The 15620-nt window shown below is 49.1% G+C and carries 15 protein-coding genes and 2 tRNA genes; 11 read left to right on the plus strand and 6 right to left on the minus strand.

Features of this window, described 5'->3' with window-relative positions:
- Positions 1-59: 59 nt before the first annotated feature.
- On the plus strand, positions 60-800 hold the full coding sequence (locus LLU09_RS00290; RefSeq protein ID WP_228309987.1) for an ABC transporter ATP-binding protein: 741 nt from the start codon (positions 60-62) through the stop codon (positions 798-800).
- Complete coding sequence (locus tag LLU09_RS00295) at positions 793-1995, plus strand: ABC transporter permease (protein ID WP_228309988.1); 1203 nt, start codon at positions 793-795, stop codon at positions 1993-1995. Before LLU09_RS00290 ends, LLU09_RS00295 begins: the two co-directional genes overlap by 8 nt.
- 13 nt (positions 1996-2008) lie before the next feature.
- Here LLU09_RS00295 and LLU09_RS00300 read toward each other — a convergent pair whose 3' ends face one another.
- The gene (locus LLU09_RS00300) at positions 2009-2539 is read right to left on the minus strand and encodes a hypothetical protein (protein ID WP_228309989.1); all 531 of its coding nucleotides are present in this window, start codon (positions 2537-2539) and stop codon (positions 2009-2011) included.
- Between the two features lie 160 nt (positions 2540-2699).
- On the opposite strand from LLU09_RS00300, the gene hemE reads away from it, so the two are divergent.
- The 4 genes from hemE (at position 2700) to lplA (ending at position 7095) form a co-directional block, all read left to right on the plus strand.
- Positions 2700-3725, plus strand: a complete 1026-nt coding sequence (gene hemE, locus LLU09_RS00305) for a uroporphyrinogen decarboxylase (protein WP_228309990.1) — start codon at positions 2700-2702, stop codon at positions 3723-3725.
- Between the two features lie 5 nt (positions 3726-3730).
- On the plus strand, positions 3731-4648 hold the full coding sequence (hemH, locus tag LLU09_RS00310) for a ferrochelatase (protein ID WP_228309991.1): 918 nt from the start codon (positions 3731-3733) through the stop codon (positions 4646-4648).
- Positions 4649-4663: 15 nt separating this feature from the next.
- On the plus strand, positions 4664-6037 hold the full coding sequence (gene hemY / locus LLU09_RS00315; RefSeq protein WP_228311096.1) for a protoporphyrinogen oxidase: 1374 nt from the start codon (positions 4664-4666) through the stop codon (positions 6035-6037).
- A 68-nt stretch (positions 6038-6105) separates the two neighbouring features.
- On the plus strand, positions 6106-7095 hold the full coding sequence (gene lplA, locus LLU09_RS00320; protein ID WP_094905321.1) for a lipoate--protein ligase: 990 nt from the start codon (positions 6106-6108) through the stop codon (positions 7093-7095).
- Between the two features lie 72 nt (positions 7096-7167).
- Here the strand turns inward: lplA and LLU09_RS00325 are convergent, their stop codons facing one another.
- Positions 7168-7389 carry an IDEAL domain-containing protein gene (locus LLU09_RS00325; RefSeq protein ID WP_040106539.1) on the minus strand — a complete coding sequence of 74 codons (222 nt, stop codon included), beginning with the start codon at positions 7387-7389 and terminating at the stop codon, positions 7168-7170.
- Positions 7390-7594: 205 nt separating this feature from the next.
- Here LLU09_RS00325 and LLU09_RS00330 point away from each other — a divergent pair, with 205 nt between their 5' ends.
- The 4 genes from LLU09_RS00330 (at position 7595) to LLU09_RS00345 (ending at position 9972) form a co-directional block, all read left to right on the plus strand.
- Positions 7595-8191 carry a competence protein ComK gene (locus LLU09_RS00330; RefSeq protein WP_094905322.1) on the plus strand — a complete coding sequence of 199 codons (597 nt, stop codon included), beginning with the start codon at positions 7595-7597 and terminating at the stop codon, positions 8189-8191.
- Between the two features lie 85 nt (positions 8192-8276).
- Positions 8277-8351, plus strand: a tRNA-Asn gene (locus tag LLU09_RS00335).
- Position 8352: 1 nt separating this feature from the next.
- Positions 8353-8441, plus strand: a tRNA-Ser gene (locus tag LLU09_RS00340).
- A 409-nt stretch (positions 8442-8850) separates the two neighbouring features.
- Positions 8851-9972, plus strand: coding sequence for a thermonuclease family protein (locus LLU09_RS00345; RefSeq protein WP_228309992.1), 1122 nt, complete (start codon positions 8851-8853; stop codon positions 9970-9972).
- A gap of 166 nt (positions 9973-10138) precedes the next feature.
- Here LLU09_RS00345 and LLU09_RS00350 read toward each other — a convergent pair whose 3' ends face one another.
- Complete coding sequence (locus LLU09_RS00350) at positions 10139-10621, minus strand: hypothetical protein (RefSeq protein ID WP_228309993.1); 483 nt, start codon at positions 10619-10621, stop codon at positions 10139-10141.
- Between the two features lie 94 nt (positions 10622-10715).
- A complete protein-coding gene (locus LLU09_RS00355) occupies positions 10716-11567 on the minus strand; it encodes a VOC family protein (protein WP_228309994.1) in 852 nt (283 codons plus the stop codon).
- Between the two features lie 129 nt (positions 11568-11696).
- Between LLU09_RS00355 and LLU09_RS00360 the strand changes: the two genes are divergently transcribed.
- Positions 11697-12032, plus strand: a complete 336-nt coding sequence (locus LLU09_RS00360) for a winged helix-turn-helix transcriptional regulator (protein WP_228309995.1) — start codon at positions 11697-11699, stop codon at positions 12030-12032.
- A gap of 62 nt (positions 12033-12094) precedes the next feature.
- Here LLU09_RS00360 and LLU09_RS00365 read toward each other — a convergent pair whose 3' ends face one another.
- Positions 12095-13579, minus strand: coding sequence for a purine-cytosine permease family protein (locus LLU09_RS00365; protein ID WP_228309996.1), 1485 nt, complete (start codon positions 13577-13579; stop codon positions 12095-12097).
- A 411-nt stretch (positions 13580-13990) separates the two neighbouring features.
- Entirely contained in the window at positions 13991-15535 is a 1545-nt protein-coding gene (locus tag LLU09_RS00370) for an FAD-dependent oxidoreductase (protein ID WP_228309997.1), read from the minus strand.
- Between the last annotated feature and the right edge of the window lie 85 nt (positions 15536-15620).

Genomic DNA, 15620 nt, shown 5'->3' on the forward strand with positions numbered 1-15620 from the left:
GATATATTTACTTAGTACAAGTATACAAATAATATATATTAAATAAAAGGAAGTCGAATATGGTACTCCAAATAGATGGACTGACAGGTGGATATTCAAAGACACCGGTAATACATGATATCTCCTTCAATATCGGGCATGGGGAGATCGTCGGGCTCATCGGCCTGAACGGGGCCGGCAAAAGTACGACGATCAAGCATATACTCGGACTGCTGCGTCCCCATTCAGGAGAGATCAGGGTAGGGGGACTGAAGGCTTCGGAGGATATCGAATCCTACCGTCGGCAGCTTGCCTATATCCCAGAAACGCCGATACTATATGAAGAACTGACGCTGAAGGAGCACATCCAGATGACGGCGATGGCCTACGGCATCGATGAAGCCACGGCGATGTCACGTGCGGAGCGGCTCCTGAAGATATTCAGGCTCGAAACGAAAGTGGACATGTTCCCGACGCACTTCTCCAAAGGGATGAAGCAGAAGGTGATGCTCATCTGCGCATTCCTTTCGCATCCCGACCTCTACATCATAGATGAACCGTTCCTCGGCCTCGATCCACTCGGCATCGAATCACTGATCGAGCTGATGGTCGAAGAGAAGCGCAATGGCCGCTCGATACTGATGAGTACGCATATACTGGCGACGGCAGAACGGTACTGCGACCGGTTCGCGATCATCGATGACGGCCGCCTGATTGCGATCGGCAGCCTTGAAGCGCTCCGGGAGGAATTCGATATGCCGGGGGCCACATTGGATGAAGTGTACCTCAGGATTACAGGGGGCGGCGTCACTCATGACTGAACGACTATTCAGGGAGAGAATGAATGAGGATATAGAAAGAAGAAGCTATTACGGCAAATTCATCTTCAACAGCCATTTCCTCATTTTCCTGACGATCGCCTCAGGCTTCTTCCTCTATTCACTGCTCAGCCTCGTCCAGACACTCGAGCCCTCCCTGTGGCAGGACATCGCTGCTGCACTTCTGGTGAGTGTCACGATCGTTCCGGCGTACCGGACGCTCCTGAAGCGGGCGGATGGCGTGTTCCTGCTGCCCTATGAGGCGAAGTTCGACAAGTATATGACTTCAGCCGACAGGTATTCCCTCACCCTCGGCCTTGCGAAACCGGCCATCGGCGGCATCGTCGCAGCTCTGCTGCTGACGGTGGGGCACGGCGTCGTCGAGATTGCGGTCTTCATTGCAGCCGGCATCGTCTTCTATGTAATGAACTACCACATCAAGAAGACCGCAATCCATTCGGAACTGTCCAATGCGGCTGTCATCGCCGGGATGATGCTTCTGAGCTTCGTATCCCTGCTGCTGATCCTCCAGCACCTGCTGTGGGCCATCCCAGCTGTAGCCATTGTCTACATGGTGATGGGATACATGAAGAAGCGGCGCCATGACCAGCTGGACTGGAGTACACTGATCGACTATGAGGAAACCCAGCTCAACAGGTACTATCAGAACGTGGCACTCTTCACGAATGTCAGCCACATCGATAAGCAGTTCAAGCGGCGGAGGTACCTGGACCCATTCCTATGGAAGCCTAAGGGCGATGCCTTCGGCAAGGAACGGATGTACGAATACCTCTTCTACAGGACATTTGCCCGGGACCATGATCTGCCGATGATCGTCCTGCGGCTGATTCTACTCTTCGGCATCGTAATGGTCTGGATCGGGAACCTCTACCTCTCGGTCATCATCGTGCTGTTCGGCATCTACATCATCGTCCTTCAGATGTCGCAGATCTATACCGCCCAGGCCTATCTGCTCTGGCCGAAAGTCTGGCCGGTGGACCGGCGCTTCATCCAGAAGAGCTATGTCACATACTCCCACAAGCTTGTATTCGTGATTGTGGTCATCTTCAGCCTCATCTTCCTGGCGGTGCATATCCAGCACTTCTATCTGGTGCTGCTTTTCCCGCTGTGGGGCTACATCATCAACAGGACTTTGAGCAGAACCGTATATAAAAAGGAACAGCAATTAAGCGACTGAAATGTTCAGTCGCTTAAAATTCGTCTTCCGGATCTTCCTCATTGTCCTTGAGCGGCAGATAGAGCTTTGAGGAGATTGATTTGTGGAACAGCGATTCAGCCGTGCGGTACTTGGCGAGCGCCTCTGTGCTCAAATAGTTCCTATAGCTGTTCGTCTGCTTGAAGTCGTTGTAGGTCGATGTCTGTGCCCATTGGATGAGTACGATGTATGAATCCTCACCGAGCGCCTGACCTATGCGGTGGGACTGGACACCCCGCGTCCCGAGCAGTATTTCATTCACGTCGGCAAGGTGGCCGTGGAGCGGTCCCTTCCGTTCATCCGGTACGGGGATGAAGTGCATCGATGTCGGATTGTTTTCGTCCAATGTGCCGGATGTGTACTGCACATCATAGGAATTTCGGGAGCTGAAGATGCTGTCGGCACTCTCGCTTTCATAGTACAGGACTGCATCCTGGCCCATGGCGCCGATCTTGACGTCCTTGTGCTCCTTCTTCAGGCCCTGCATGTAGGTTATCGTACCTGTCGTCAAATGTAGTTTCATCATGTTCACCTCGTAAGTAGTCTTAATAGGTGTATACCTTAAAGCAGATAGGGGTAAACGTGCAAAAAATGAATCAAATTTTTGACATTGTGCCACTTATTAATAATTACTATCATCAATGTGTTAAAATATTGATGGATATTAAAAATTGGAGGAAAAAATTGTGTTCAATGATACGATAATTAAAGCGGCAAGAGGAGAAAAGACCGATTATACTCCTGTATGGTTCATGAGACAGGTCGGAAGAAGCCAGCCGGAATATAATAAGGTCAAAGAAAAGTATTCCCTGATGGAGATTACGCACCAGCCGGAGCTGACTGCATATCTTACTGCAACGCCAGTGGATAATTATGATGTGGACGCGGCTGTGCTGTACAAGGACATCGTCTCTCCTCTGGCGCCCCTCGGCGTTGATGTGGACATCAAACCGGGTGTCGGGCCTGTCATACAGAATCCGATCCGTGACATCAAGGACGTGGAGAAGCTGGGGGAAGTCGATCCCTACAAGGACCTCGACTACATCTATAAGACGATCGAGATATTGACGAAGGAAAAATTGAACGTTCCGCTCATCGGCTTCTGCGGGGCGCCATTCACTGTGGCCAGCTATATGATTGAAGGCGGTCCGTCGAAGAACTACCACAAGACGAAGACGATGATGTACAACCAGCCGGAAACCTGGTTCAGGCTGATGGACAAGCTGACTGACATGAGCATCCAGTATCTGCGGGCACAGGTCGAGTCGGGGGCGAGCCTCATCCAGATATTCGATTCATGGGGCGGTGCATTGAGCCGTGAGGACTACGCCTATTATCTGTCCCCTTCAATGAACAGGATCATCGACAGTGTAAGGGAGATGGATACACCCGTCATCGTATTCGGCATCGGGGCCTCCCACTTGATTCCGGAATGGAACACTCTTAATATGGATGTCATCGGTCTCGACTGGCGGACTTCAATTGATCAGGCAAGGGACCTCGGTGTCAAAAAGGCCCTCCAGGGCAACCTCGACCCAGCACTGCTGCTTTCAGACTGGCAGGTGATCGAGGACCGGGCAAAGGCCATCCTCGATCAGGGCAGGAACGAAGCCCACATATTCAACCTCGGCCATGGGGTCTTCCCGGAAGTGGACCCGGCCACACTCAAGCGATTAACTTCATTTGTACATGAATACAGTAAAGGAAAGTGATAGGAATGAAACAGAAAAAAGGTCTACTCGTAATGGCGTATGGCACGCCGTATAAAGAAGAGGATATCGAACCATACTACACCCACATCCGCAGGGGCAGGAAGCCTTCAGAGGAGGCACTCCAGGATCTGAAGGACCGCTATGAGGCGATCGGCGGGATTTCCCCATTGGCCGATACGACGAAGCGCCAGGCGGAAGCATTGGTCAACCAGCTGAACCAGTCCCAGGACGAAGTTGAATATGAGTTGTTCATCGGCCTGAAGCACATCGATCCATTCATCGAAGACGCAGTCGAGGCGATGAATGACCACGGCATCAAAGAGGCGGTATCAGTCGTATTGGCACCGCATTATTCCAACTTCTCCGTCGGTTCCTACAACAAGCGGGCGAAAGAGGAGGCCGACAAGTACGGCATCACGATCAAATCCGTTGAATCATATTATGAGCAGCAGCCGTTCATCGATTTCTGGACCGAAGCGGTGAAATCCTCCCTCAGTGAAGTGCCTGAAGCGGAGCGCGACGAGACGGCAGTCGTCGTAAGTGCACACAGCCTGCCGGAGAAGATCAAGGAGCATAATGACCCGTACCCGGATCAGCTCGAGGGAACGGCACAGCTCATCAAGGAGAATGCCGACCTCAAGAATGTGCATATCGGATGGCAGTCCGAAGGCAATACGCCGGATCCATGGCTCGGTCCGGACGTGCAGGACCTGACGAAGGACCTGTATGAAGAAAAAGGCTACAAGCACTTCATCTACCTCCCGGTCGGATTCGTCTGCGAGCACCTCGAAGTCCTCTATGACAACGATGTCGAGTGCAAGGACGTATGTGATGAAGTGGGCGCCGGATACCACAGGCCGACGATGCCGAATACGGATGAGCGTTTCATCCAGGCGATGATCAACGAAATAAACAGACTGTAGTAAAGAAGGCTGATTATAGTGAAAAAGGTAGCAATCATAGGCGCAGGGATAACAGGGTTATCCGCAGCCCATTACTTGTCGAAGCAGGAAGATGTCGAAGTGGACCTCTTCGAGCAGAGCGACAGGGCAGGCGGCAAGATCAGGACGCACCAGCAGGACGGCTATACGATCGAACTCGGTCCCGAATCGTATCTTGCCCGGAAGAAAATCCTCACTGAACTGGCTGAAGAGATCGGCCTCGGCGATGACCTCGTCCGCAACCAGACGGGGACATCATATATCTATGTGAACAAAAAGCTGTCGCCCCTCCCGAAAGGTGCAGTGCTCGGCATGCCGACGGAACTGGTGCCTTTCCTGACGACGGACCTCATCTCAGCCCGGGCCAAGCTTAGGGCCGGACTTGATTTCGTAAAGAAGCCGATCAAAGTGCACACCGATATCTCCGTCGGTGAGTTCTTCAGGAGCAGGCTCGGTGATGAAGTGCTCGAGAACATCGTCGAACCGCTCCTGTCCGGCATCTACAGCACCAACATCGATGAACTGAGCCTGATGTCCACCTTCCCGAACTTCAAGGAGATGGAAGAGCAGCACGGCAGCCTCATCAAAGGGGTCTATCACCAGAAGAACAGTGCTCCGAAAAGCGCGCCTGGCAAGAAGCAGGGCCAGTTCCTCCAATTCAAGAACGGGCTGCAGTCGTTCATAGACAGGCTCCTCGAAGTGATTCGGGAGAACGGCGTATCGACACATTTCAACCATGATGTGACCACCATCGAAAAAGACGGCGGGACATATGCGCTCACCGTCAATGGGGAAACACGCACATACGACAATGTCATCATCACGACGCCGCACTTCCAGTACAAGAGATGGTTCCAAGACATGCCGCTTGAATACTTCAAGCACATGAAGGCCACAAGCGTCGCAACGGTCGTCATGGCCTTTGATGATCATCAGGTGAAGAATGAGATCGACGGCACTGGTTTCGTAGTGAGCAGGAAGATGGATACGTCGATCACCGCATGCACATGGACCAACAAGAAATGGGCGCATGCTGCACCGGATGGTAAGACACTTCTGCGTGCCTATGTCGGCAGGCCGGGGGACTACATCGTAGAAGAGAAGGATGATGAAGAAATCGTACGTCTTGCCCGCAAAGATTTGGATCAGATCATGACGATCAATGGTGAGCCCGAGTTCACTATTGTGACGAAGCTGAAGCATTCCATGCCGCAGTACAAAGTGGGCCACAAGGAAATGATCCGGGGCATCCATGAGTATATGGCAGAACACTATCCGGGCGTTGTACTGACAGGCGCCTCACACAGCGGCGTCGGTCTGCCGGACTGTGTCAGACAGGCCAAGGAAGCAGTGGAGTCAATTACAGAATAGATGGAAAACCATGCCCTGAATGTTATCATATATAATATCAGGGCATTTTTTTAAGGAGGCTTTTACCAATGAAGTTCATTTCAAACAATAATATCACCGACCCGATGATCAACCTGGCAATGGAAGAGTACGTCCTGCGTGAAATCCCGACAGACGATTCGTACTTCCTGTTCTATGTGAACCAGCCATCCATCATCATCGGCAAGAACCAGAATACGATTGAGGAGATCAACGAGTCGTATATCCGGGAGAACAACATCAAAGTCGTCCGCCGCGTCTCAGGCGGCGGTGCCGTCTATCATGACGAAGGCAACCTGAATTTCAGCTTCATCACGGAAGACGACGGGGAGAGCTTCCACAACTTCAGGAAATTCACCCAGCCGATCGTCGACGTGCTGCAGGATATGGGCGTCAATGCAGAACTTTCCGGCAGGAACGACCTTGAAATCGATGGCAAGAAGGTATCCGGAAACGCGATGTTCAGCCAGAAGGGCAGGATGTTCTCACATGGGACACTCATGCTCGACAGCGACATCTCCGAAGTGCAGAACGCACTGAAGGTGAACCCGAAGAAGATCGAATCCAAAGGCGTCAAATCCGTAAGGGGACGCGTCGGCAACATCAATGACTTCATGGATGAGGATCTCGATATCGATACGTTCAAACAGAAGATTCTGGAATACATCTTCGGTGGCAGGGAGAACATCGAGGAGTATGTATTGACGGAGGAAGACTGGGAAAAGATCTACAAGCTGTCTGAAGAGAAGTATCAGACTTGGGATTGGAACTACGGAAAAAACCCGAAATACAACTTCAATGCCTCCCACAAATTCGATGCCGGACTGCTTGATGTCAGACTTGACGTCAAAAAGGGCCGCATCCAGAATGCGAAGATATTCGGGGACTTCTTCGGTGTAGGGGAAGTCGATGTCATCGAGGAGAAGCTGATCGGTGTCGAACACAACAGGGAAGCGATAGACAAGGCGCTCGAAGACGTCGACATCAGCTTCTACCTGGGAAGGATCACCAGGGAAGAATTCCTCGACCTGATTGCATAAAACATAAAAAATAGGCTGACCTTCAACTGTATGTACAATGTACAAGTTGAAAGTCAGCCTTTTTCACGTATATTAAGCGGCATCTTCATCTTCATCAGTCAATTCCTTTAGCAGTGATGTGTAGGTCATGAACTTCTCTTCGTCCTTTTCAATGAGGGCTTCTTCCACCTTTTCGGTGTATTGCTTACGATTATATTCATCCATGGCCTCTTGGAGCAATAGTTCAGCGGAAAGATCGTTTATCGTGTTGATGAAGACTCGCAACTGGTTAACCGGGTATACTTGTTTGTTCATCCCTAAATCCCCCTTCATCATTTGGTTGTTACAAATTATATAACACGAAATGCAGCAGGTCAAACTAAGTTTTGAATATTTAGACAATTTATTGTTGTAAATTTACAATTTATTAAATAAAATTAACATTATTTAAAATTTAATTAACAAAATAAAAACCATGTGATATAGTGTGAATATTGGAATATTTAAAAGGGGGAAGCACATGAACAGACTGCATTATCAGATTCATGAGGAGACGATGTACATCGTTCCGGTTAACAATGGCGGCTACATCGAGAGCAGAGTGGGGGAAACATATGGCGGAGGGATCGACTGCAGGCTCAATCCAAATAAATTGATTGAGCGCAACTGCCGCAATCATTCACAGAACTATGCAGCACGAAAGGACCTCACCAAGACACTCACCGGCATCACCAGCAAGCTGCCCGTCATCGTAGATCTTTTTGGCGCCTACATATACTTTTGTACACATTCGGACCGGATAGCAGAGAACAACTGGTTCAATATCAGGCACGTGCAGTCCTATTGGAATGATGGGGGGATGACCCGGGTGCAGTTTTCAAATAATGAGGAACGCATCATCGACATTTCCTACGCCTCCTTCAACAACCAGTATCTGAACGCACTCAAACTGCACTACAAGTTCAACCAGCAGAAGGAGAAGTATCAAAAAAAGGAGATGAATATGCACTTCCAGTACCCTACACTCGGCAGGGGAGAAGTGGCGCAGATCAATGAAACCATCTACCATTCCTACATTAATTATATAAACGGACTGCAAATTAAGGATGAAGTGTAAATTTAACTTAAAACATGTTTATAAACGGTTGAAAAAACGTGTGGAATTGTTATAATTGTAAATGTTCGATTGAAAACAACATTATTCCACAGTAGCTCAGTGGTAGAGCTATCGGCTGTTAACCGATCGGTCGTAGGTTCGAATCCTACCTGTGGAGCCATGGAGATGTACTCAAGTGGCTGAAGAGGCGCCCCTGCTAAGGGTGTAGGTCGGTTCTCCCGGCGCGAGGGTTCAAATCCCTCCATCTCCGTTATTTATCCCGTAACCTTTTAGGTTGCGGGATTTTTAATTTTTATCCTGTGAATAGTCATAGACTAAATAGAAACCGTAGAACTTTCCTTATATTTGGTAAAATCCTGTTAAATCCATTCAAAATCTTATTCCAATAGTGTAAAATGATGTAAATTGCATGTATTGGAGGGGAATCAGTGGGAACTTTTGTAGGATTATTAATGTTTTTAGGTGTGGTTGCAACTATCACTCTTTTCGTGCTTGGTTTAATCCGGGAGAACAGAGGACAAGCGTATTATAGTACATGGAAAGCGGCACTTTATTCCTTCGTGGCGACTTGTCTGCTTGTGGTCCTTTTGGGGATAGTAAGCAGTGAGTATTCCTTGGCGGATATGGTTGGGATACTATGGTTTTTTGTATCAATTGTGATGTTTGTCTTCATTGCTCTGGCATTGAGGTCCAAGTCTAAAAACCAGAACCCCCGCAGGCATTTCAGAAGGGCGGGCATCGCATTTGTGACAGGTTTGGCATTGTTCTTCGTGACTGTTGCTGTCACGGATGAAGTGGAGGAGCCTGTCGACCAGACCGCTTCAGCGGATGAAGATACTGAAGAGGTGACGGAAGAAGCGACAGAGGAAGAGACTGCAGAGGAGTCGAAAGAGGACGCAGAAGAAGAGGAGGCGGAGAAGGAAAAAGAGGAATCCATCGAAGCTGAGAAAGAAGCATCCATAGAAGCGGCTGAAAGAGAGAAGGAAGAATCGATTGAAGCCGAAAAAGAAGCGTCCATAGAAGCAAAGGAAGAATCAATCGAGAAGGCTGAAGCTGAGAAGGAAAAGTCCATCGAGGAAGCGGAAGCAAAAGCCGAAGCTGAAGAGGAGCCGGTGGAGGAACCTGTAGCTTCCAAGGAGGGGCTCATTCCGGTCTCCCTCTATCGTGTAGTCGATGGGGACACGGTCAATGTCATTGATGACTCCGGTGAGGAGCTGAAGCTGCGGTTGCTTTTGATCGACACACCTGAAACCGTCCATCCGAACAAGCCGGTCGAACCGTATGGCAAGGAAGCGTCTGCAAGATTGACAGAGCTGCTGAATGCGGCAGATCAGCTGTATATCGAGTATGACAGCGGCGATAAGACGGATCATTATGACAGGCATCTGGTCTATCTGTACGCGGATGATGTGAGTGTCCATGAAGTGCTGCTTAAAGAAGGTCTTGCACGCGTGGGCTACATCTACGAACAGCAACGTTACCTGTCCGAATTCCGTGCGGCGGAACAGTACGCCAAGGATCGCCAACTCGGCATCTGGTCCATCCCGGGCTACGTGAATGAAGGCGGGGAAGGGTTCAACAGTGAAGAACCGGAAGCTGAGCCGGAAACGACAAGCGAGCCGGCGACAAATGAAACTTCACCTTCAGAGGGCAATGGAGAAACAGAATACTTCCAGAACTGTACAGAGCTGAAGAAGGTCTATCCGGATGGTGTGTCTTCGGACCATGCAGCCTATCAGCCGAAGATGGACAGGGATAAGGACAACTGGGCATGTGAGTAGCAAACATCTATATAATATGAAGGAAAATGGCCTTGGGCATACCGTCATTTCAGCATCAACTCCGCAACCATTCTGGTTGCGGAGTTTTTGTGCCTTATATAGGACATAAAAAAGACGCAACTGCAATCAGCTGCGCCATAAATCCAATATCGATTCAAATTTTCTGCTACCTGTTCAGGAACTGTTCCTCTTCATCATCATGCTTCTTGAAGTATTCCTCTTCATCCTCTGTGACCATATCCGGGTTGTTGTTCTCGACTTCGACCATCGTACGGACGCCGGTGTTCACATCGACGACTTCGGTATCATATTCATCCCTAGGGACGACATTCGTGTACTTTTCACTGACCGCATCCATCTGTGGGGAATCGGTGTCTTCCTGATTGAGTCCCTCGAAGATGATGACTTCGTCATTTTCATAGTGATTCATGAGGTCCTTCTTGCTGCCTTCATCAAAGTCCAGCTTATCGATGTCGCGGTCGGGATGGTCGACGTTCCCATCGATGATCTTCAGCTCTTCAAACTTCGACTTGAGACCGGATAGATCCTGTTTGGATATGACGACATAATTCTTAAGGTCGATGTAGTTGTCCAGATAGATTTCTGCATCTTTTTCAGTCTTGAATGGTTTGTATTGATTCTTATACATGTATAGTGACCTCCGTTTTTTAAGTAGTTATTCCCGTTGGGGCGGAATTCAAACTAAAAACCCGCAATACAAAGTATTGCGGGCACGGGGAGGATCAGTCTGTTGTCATGATGACCTTGTTGCCGGAAGGGTCGTATGAAACGGTTGCGCCATCTTCGGAGCCGACTTCATAACCCAAGTCTTCAAGTCTTTTGGCTGCGGCGTTGAGTGATGCTGTGTCGGGGTAGCTCATGACGAAGGCATTGAGTCCGACACTGTCTGGCTCGGGCTGTGGGGCACCGATGCCGTTCCAAACATTGACGGCGATGTGGTGGTGATAGTCTTCAGAGGACATGAATGCCGCCTGGCCGGGGAACTCGGCTACGATCTTGAGTCCAAGTCCTTCCGTATAGAACTTCACGGCAGAAGGCATGTCGGAGACGTGCAGGTGAAGGTGTCCCATGACCGTACCTTCCGGCATGCCCTGCCACTCCTGTCCTTCCTCCAGTGATTCGACAAGGTTTTCAAAATCCAGCGGGTCTGTCGTCATTTCCACCCTTGAACCATTCCAGCTCCACTCTTCAGGTCTTCTGTCCCTGTATATTTCGATGCCGTTGCCGTCGGGGTCGTTGAGATATAGGGCTTCACTAACAAGGTGGTCGGACGCGCCCATTCTGACATCGTTTTTGGCAAGGTGGATGGTGACTGCAGCGAGATCTGCACGTTCAGGCAGGAGGATGGCGAAGTGATACAAGCCGGATGTCCTTTTCTTTTCTACAGGGTTTTCCGGTTCATGTAGCGAGAGGATGCTTGTCTTACCATCGGTCGTCAGCTGAGCATCCTTGTCACTCTGTTCGAGAATGGAGAAGCCGAGCAGGCCGGTATAGAAATTCAGGGCTTCCTTCATATCGGATACATTGATCTTTACATGGGAAACATGTGTAGCAGGGGGTGTGTGGAAATTCATAATTGCCTCCTATTAAAAGTTACTTTATGTAACTAAGTTTATATTACTAATTTGAATATGTAAAGTAAAATCATATCTTTATGTTTAAAGGTAACATATGGTATAATTACATCAAGGATGTGATACAAGTTGAAACAATCAAATCTTTGTCCTAAATTCGAAAAGGCAGTGTCACTGCTCAGCCAGAGATGGACGGCTCTGGTCATCTATCAGATGCTGGAAGCACCGCAACGCTTCGGGGAAATACAGGCCGCAATCGGCATCAGTGGGAAAGTGCTTTCCGACAGGCTTAAGGATATGGAACAGGAAGGGCTCATAAAAAGGGATGTATACCCCGAGACGCCTGTAGTCATAGAATATTCGCTTACAGAAAAAGGACGTTCCCTTGAAACTGTACTGAGAGACATTGAAAACTGGTCCCAGGACTGGATTGAAGTCGATCAGCAGAGTAATACGGGGTCCTAGCATATAAAAAAGTGGGGCGGAGGTCATTTATGACCTCCGTCCCACTTTTCATTTTCATCAGGCTATTTGTTCATGGCCTTTGCATTGACCGTAACCGGACGCCTGACCGGAACGGTTCTTTTCTGCTTTGTTTTCGGCTCATAAAGGTAATCTTCCTTGTCGATGTCATCGACCTCATTTTTAAGGTAGTATTTTCCTTTTGTCAGAACAGCCATGAGTACCGTGAGTGCCGCTGCGAGTGCTGCTGCAAAGAAGGCGGCGGTATTCTCGAGGAATGTGCCCATGTATCCAAGTGCAGCCACGGTACCAAGGGCACTGGAGACGATGAGCGCCACCACGCCGACCGGATTCCACTTGTACAGGTTCTCCTGGCGGGCTTCATAGAATGCAGGGCCGATCTTGAGCATCATCTTGACGATGAGGGCGTCGGTGATCAGCACGGCGGCCCATGCCAGCAGGAACACACCCTGGAAGATCAATGCTGCATCCAGATGATCCACGATGCCGCCGAGCATGAGGACCATTGCAGTGACGCCTGCAACGACGATCCAGAACCTGCGTCCCGGTGTGAAACGGAACACATTTTCAAAGAAGTTCGATAGGGATAGGGAACTGCTGTAGATGTTCGTCACATTGATGCGGATCTGCGTGAGCATCGTGAATAGTGCACCGCCGATGCCGAGCAGCTGGACGATGTAGACGCCAGGGTTCGGTTCTGCGAGACGGACACCGAACCATATGCCGAGGCCGCCCATGACGCCGTAACAGAAAATCTGCGGGATGACACCGATCATGACGGATCCGATCTTAAGATGTTCCGGTTTCAGGAACCGTGCGTAGTCGGATGCGAGCAGTGCAGTAAGTCCCATGATGCCGTGCTGCATGCCGATGCACATCAGAAGTGCAGTGCCGCCGATCTGCACACCTTCAGGCATGTAGGTCCAGAAGCGGCCATCGTATAGTGATGTAGTGAACAGTGCAACAGTAATTGCTGCGATAAGGAAAGCAAAGAATATCGGCAGAGACCATTTCTGCAGCTTATCCAGCTGCTTGATGCCGAACCAGTTCAATGGAATGACAAGCGTACCGAATACAACGATCAGAACCCATAATGGAATGGCCGGGAAAAATTCATGTATGGCGTACACAAGGATCATACCTTCGAACGCGCAGTACATGATGAAGTTGGATGCGTAGATCAGGGAAGTCAATGAAGCGCCTATGTAACCAAATCCGCCGCCTCGCGACATCAGGTTGACGTTCATCCCGGATCTTGCAGATAAGTAGGAAATAATCGTACCCATGATACCTGCTACAATGATGGCATAACCAGCTGATATGAGCGCGTTCACTGCACCGAATTGAAGTGCCATGACACTGCCCAGCTGGAAGTAGAAGATTGCAGTTGCGATACCAAAGGTTATGTTGGTAATGCTGAACCAGCCCATGTTCCTTTCTTTATAAGGAACTTTGTCCAAAGAGTAGTCATCTTCCTGTTCTTCAATCTCATGCTCAATCTTTTGATCTGTCACTTTCACAGATCCCATACATATCCTCTCCATTTCTATGAAATTTTCAAATTGCATGACTTTTATACTATACACTTAATAGAAAAATCATTCAACCTGTGTAACGCATACCAAGGGTTATATTGTGACTAAAAGCACATCTTTTGATAGATTTTAACATCTAAACTATGAAATTTTTTTATAATTATATAAGAAATTTAACTACATTAGTTTAAAGAATATGAAGCATGCATACCCTTTGGGGGAGAGGGGAAGTCGATGGTTTGGGTGGGGATTTTGAGCTGTTGAAAAAAAGCCGCTTAAAGTATTGGGATATAAAATAACACGGATAAAAAATGAAAATGTAACTTTTTTATCCGTGTTTTTATAATTTTTTTGAGTTTTTATGGTTTCTCAGGGTCATAATCGTATAAATCAGGAACTTCGTTGCTATTCATTTTCCGATTTCTTTATCTCCACATCGAGGTCTTCTGTCGCGGGACCTTCTATTACATTGCCTTTAAAGTTGAAGCGCGAACCGTGGCATGGGCAGTCCCATGTCCTGTCCTCCTGGTTCCAGCTCAGGCTGCATCCCATGTGGGTACAGCGGTTGTCCACGACCAGGTACTCATTGCTGTCCTCATCGCGGTAGAGCCCTTTCTTCATTATGCCATCCTGGACGACTGCCCCTTCACCTGCAGAAAGGTTCGCCTCATTGATGTCCGGATAGTTCTTCAGCATATTCTTCGCTTCGACGCCGAGGCTCTCCAACGGTGTTGTGGCGAACTGCTTGAGCTGGGCGAATGTACCCTTCTTACGGTGTGGGCTGACCATATCATGATACCTGTTCTCATTGCCCGCAATCAGGTCGCTGATGATCATGGAGGAGAGGACGCCATTGGTCATGCCATATTTGTTGAATCCGGATGCGACGAACCGGTTCTCGTGCTTCTGGTCGAAATATCCAATGTAGGGGAGGGAGTCCACCGTCATCTGGTCCTGTGCGCGGAAGGCATACAACCGCTCGTGGTTGGTCGTCTTCTGATCGGCGTAGAGCCTGAGTTTCTCCAGCTGCCCGGTCATATCCTGTTCGTCATAGGACATATGTCCGAGTCCGCCAAAGAGGACGGTAGGGAGTTCCTTGTCCGGGTTGACGATATTCCTTGTCGTCAGCCCGGGACCATCGAACCCGTTCAATGACAGATTCTCGGATGGCGGGGTGGACGTCGTGACGACGAGGCCATAGGACCGGTTGATCTTGAAACTGTTGAAGTAGAACCCCTGATAATCGAGGAACGGGAAGTGGGTGGCGACGACGAGATGTTCGAAATCGATGCTTATCCCTTCCGATGTCTTCAATGTATTGCCTTCGACACCTTTGCCCATCACATGTTCATATATTTCGACGCCTTTCTCTTCGAGGACTTCCAGTATGCCCTTCAGGAACTTCAACGGATGGAATTCCCCCTGGTTCCTCATGACAAGCTGGGCGACGGTTTCAAAGGGGAGATCGAGCTGTTCCTTCAATAGGGAGCCGTCGATATCGAGGTCCACATAGACCTTGGCCTCTTTTTCCAGGTCTTTGACCGAGCTTTCATTTTCAGCATACATGACCCCGTCGACCCTTCTGAAGTCGCAGTCTATGTTGTGCTTTCTGCTGATCGATTCAATTTCATCTATGGCCGCCATCTGGGATTCATAATAGAGGCGGGCGGTCTCCTTGTCCTGCTGCTTGCTGATCTGGCTGTAGAGCGGCCCCTGTTGTGCCATAAGGCGGGCGGTCGTATTCGCCGTCGTACCGGTGAGTACCTTATTGGCCTCAAGTACCATAACTTTGCGGCCCTGCATGGCAAGCTTATATGCATTCATCAGGCCGGTGATTCCGGCACCGACGACAAGCACCTCAGTACTCGTATCGTTTTCCAGCGTAGGGTAAGAGGGCAGGTCGACAGTATCAGTCCAAAAAGAGATGTTGTCATTGTTGAATTCACTCATCAATTATCCTCCTCAAACATTTTTATATCTTTTACCCTCATTCCATATGAAATACTTACGAACATCAAATTTTGTCCAAAGTGTA

It is taken from the genome of Salinicoccus sp. RF5, from assembly GCF_020786625.1.
GTDB lineage: Bacteria > Bacillota > Bacilli > Staphylococcales > Salinicoccaceae > Salinicoccus.

Bases quoted from the DNA above. Each gene is read 5' to 3' on its own strand.
- LLU09_RS00350 (WP_228309993.1), bottom strand. From the start codon at position 10,621: ATGTATAAGAATCAATACAAACCATTCAAGACTGAAAAAGATGCAGAA.
- lplA (WP_094905321.1), top strand. From the start codon at position 6,106: ATGAAGTTCATTTCAAACAATAATATCACCGACCCGATGATCAACCTG.
- LLU09_RS00330 (WP_094905322.1), top strand. From the start codon at position 7,595: ATGAACAGACTGCATTATCAGATTCATGAGGAGACGATGTACATCGTT.
- hemH (WP_228309991.1), top strand. From the start codon at position 3,731: ATGAAACAGAAAAAAGGTCTACTCGTAATGGCGTATGGCACGCCGTAT.
- LLU09_RS00345 (WP_228309992.1), top strand. From the start codon at position 8,851: ATGTTTGTCTTCATTGCTCTGGCATTGAGGTCCAAGTCTAAAAACCAG.
- LLU09_RS00300 (WP_228309989.1), bottom strand. From the start codon at position 2,539: ATGATGAAACTACATTTGACGACAGGTACGATAACCTACATGCAGGGC.
- LLU09_RS00370 (WP_228309997.1), bottom strand. From the start codon at position 15,535: ATGAGTGAATTCAACAATGACAACATCTCTTTTTGGACTGATACTGTC.
- LLU09_RS00325 (WP_040106539.1), bottom strand. From the start codon at position 7,389: ATGAACAAACAAGTATACCCGGTTAACCAGTTGCGAGTCTTCATCAAC.
- LLU09_RS00290 (WP_228309987.1), top strand. From the start codon at position 60: ATGGTACTCCAAATAGATGGACTGACAGGTGGATATTCAAAGACACCG.
- LLU09_RS00355 (WP_228309994.1), bottom strand. From the start codon at position 11,567: ATGAATTTCCACACACCCCCTGCTACACATGTTTCCCATGTAAAGATC.
- LLU09_RS00365 (WP_228309996.1), bottom strand. From the start codon at position 13,579: ATGGGATCTGTGAAAGTGACAGATCAAAAGATTGAGCATGAGATTGAA.
- LLU09_RS00295 (WP_228309988.1), top strand. From the start codon at position 793: ATGACTGAACGACTATTCAGGGAGAGAATGAATGAGGATATAGAAAGA.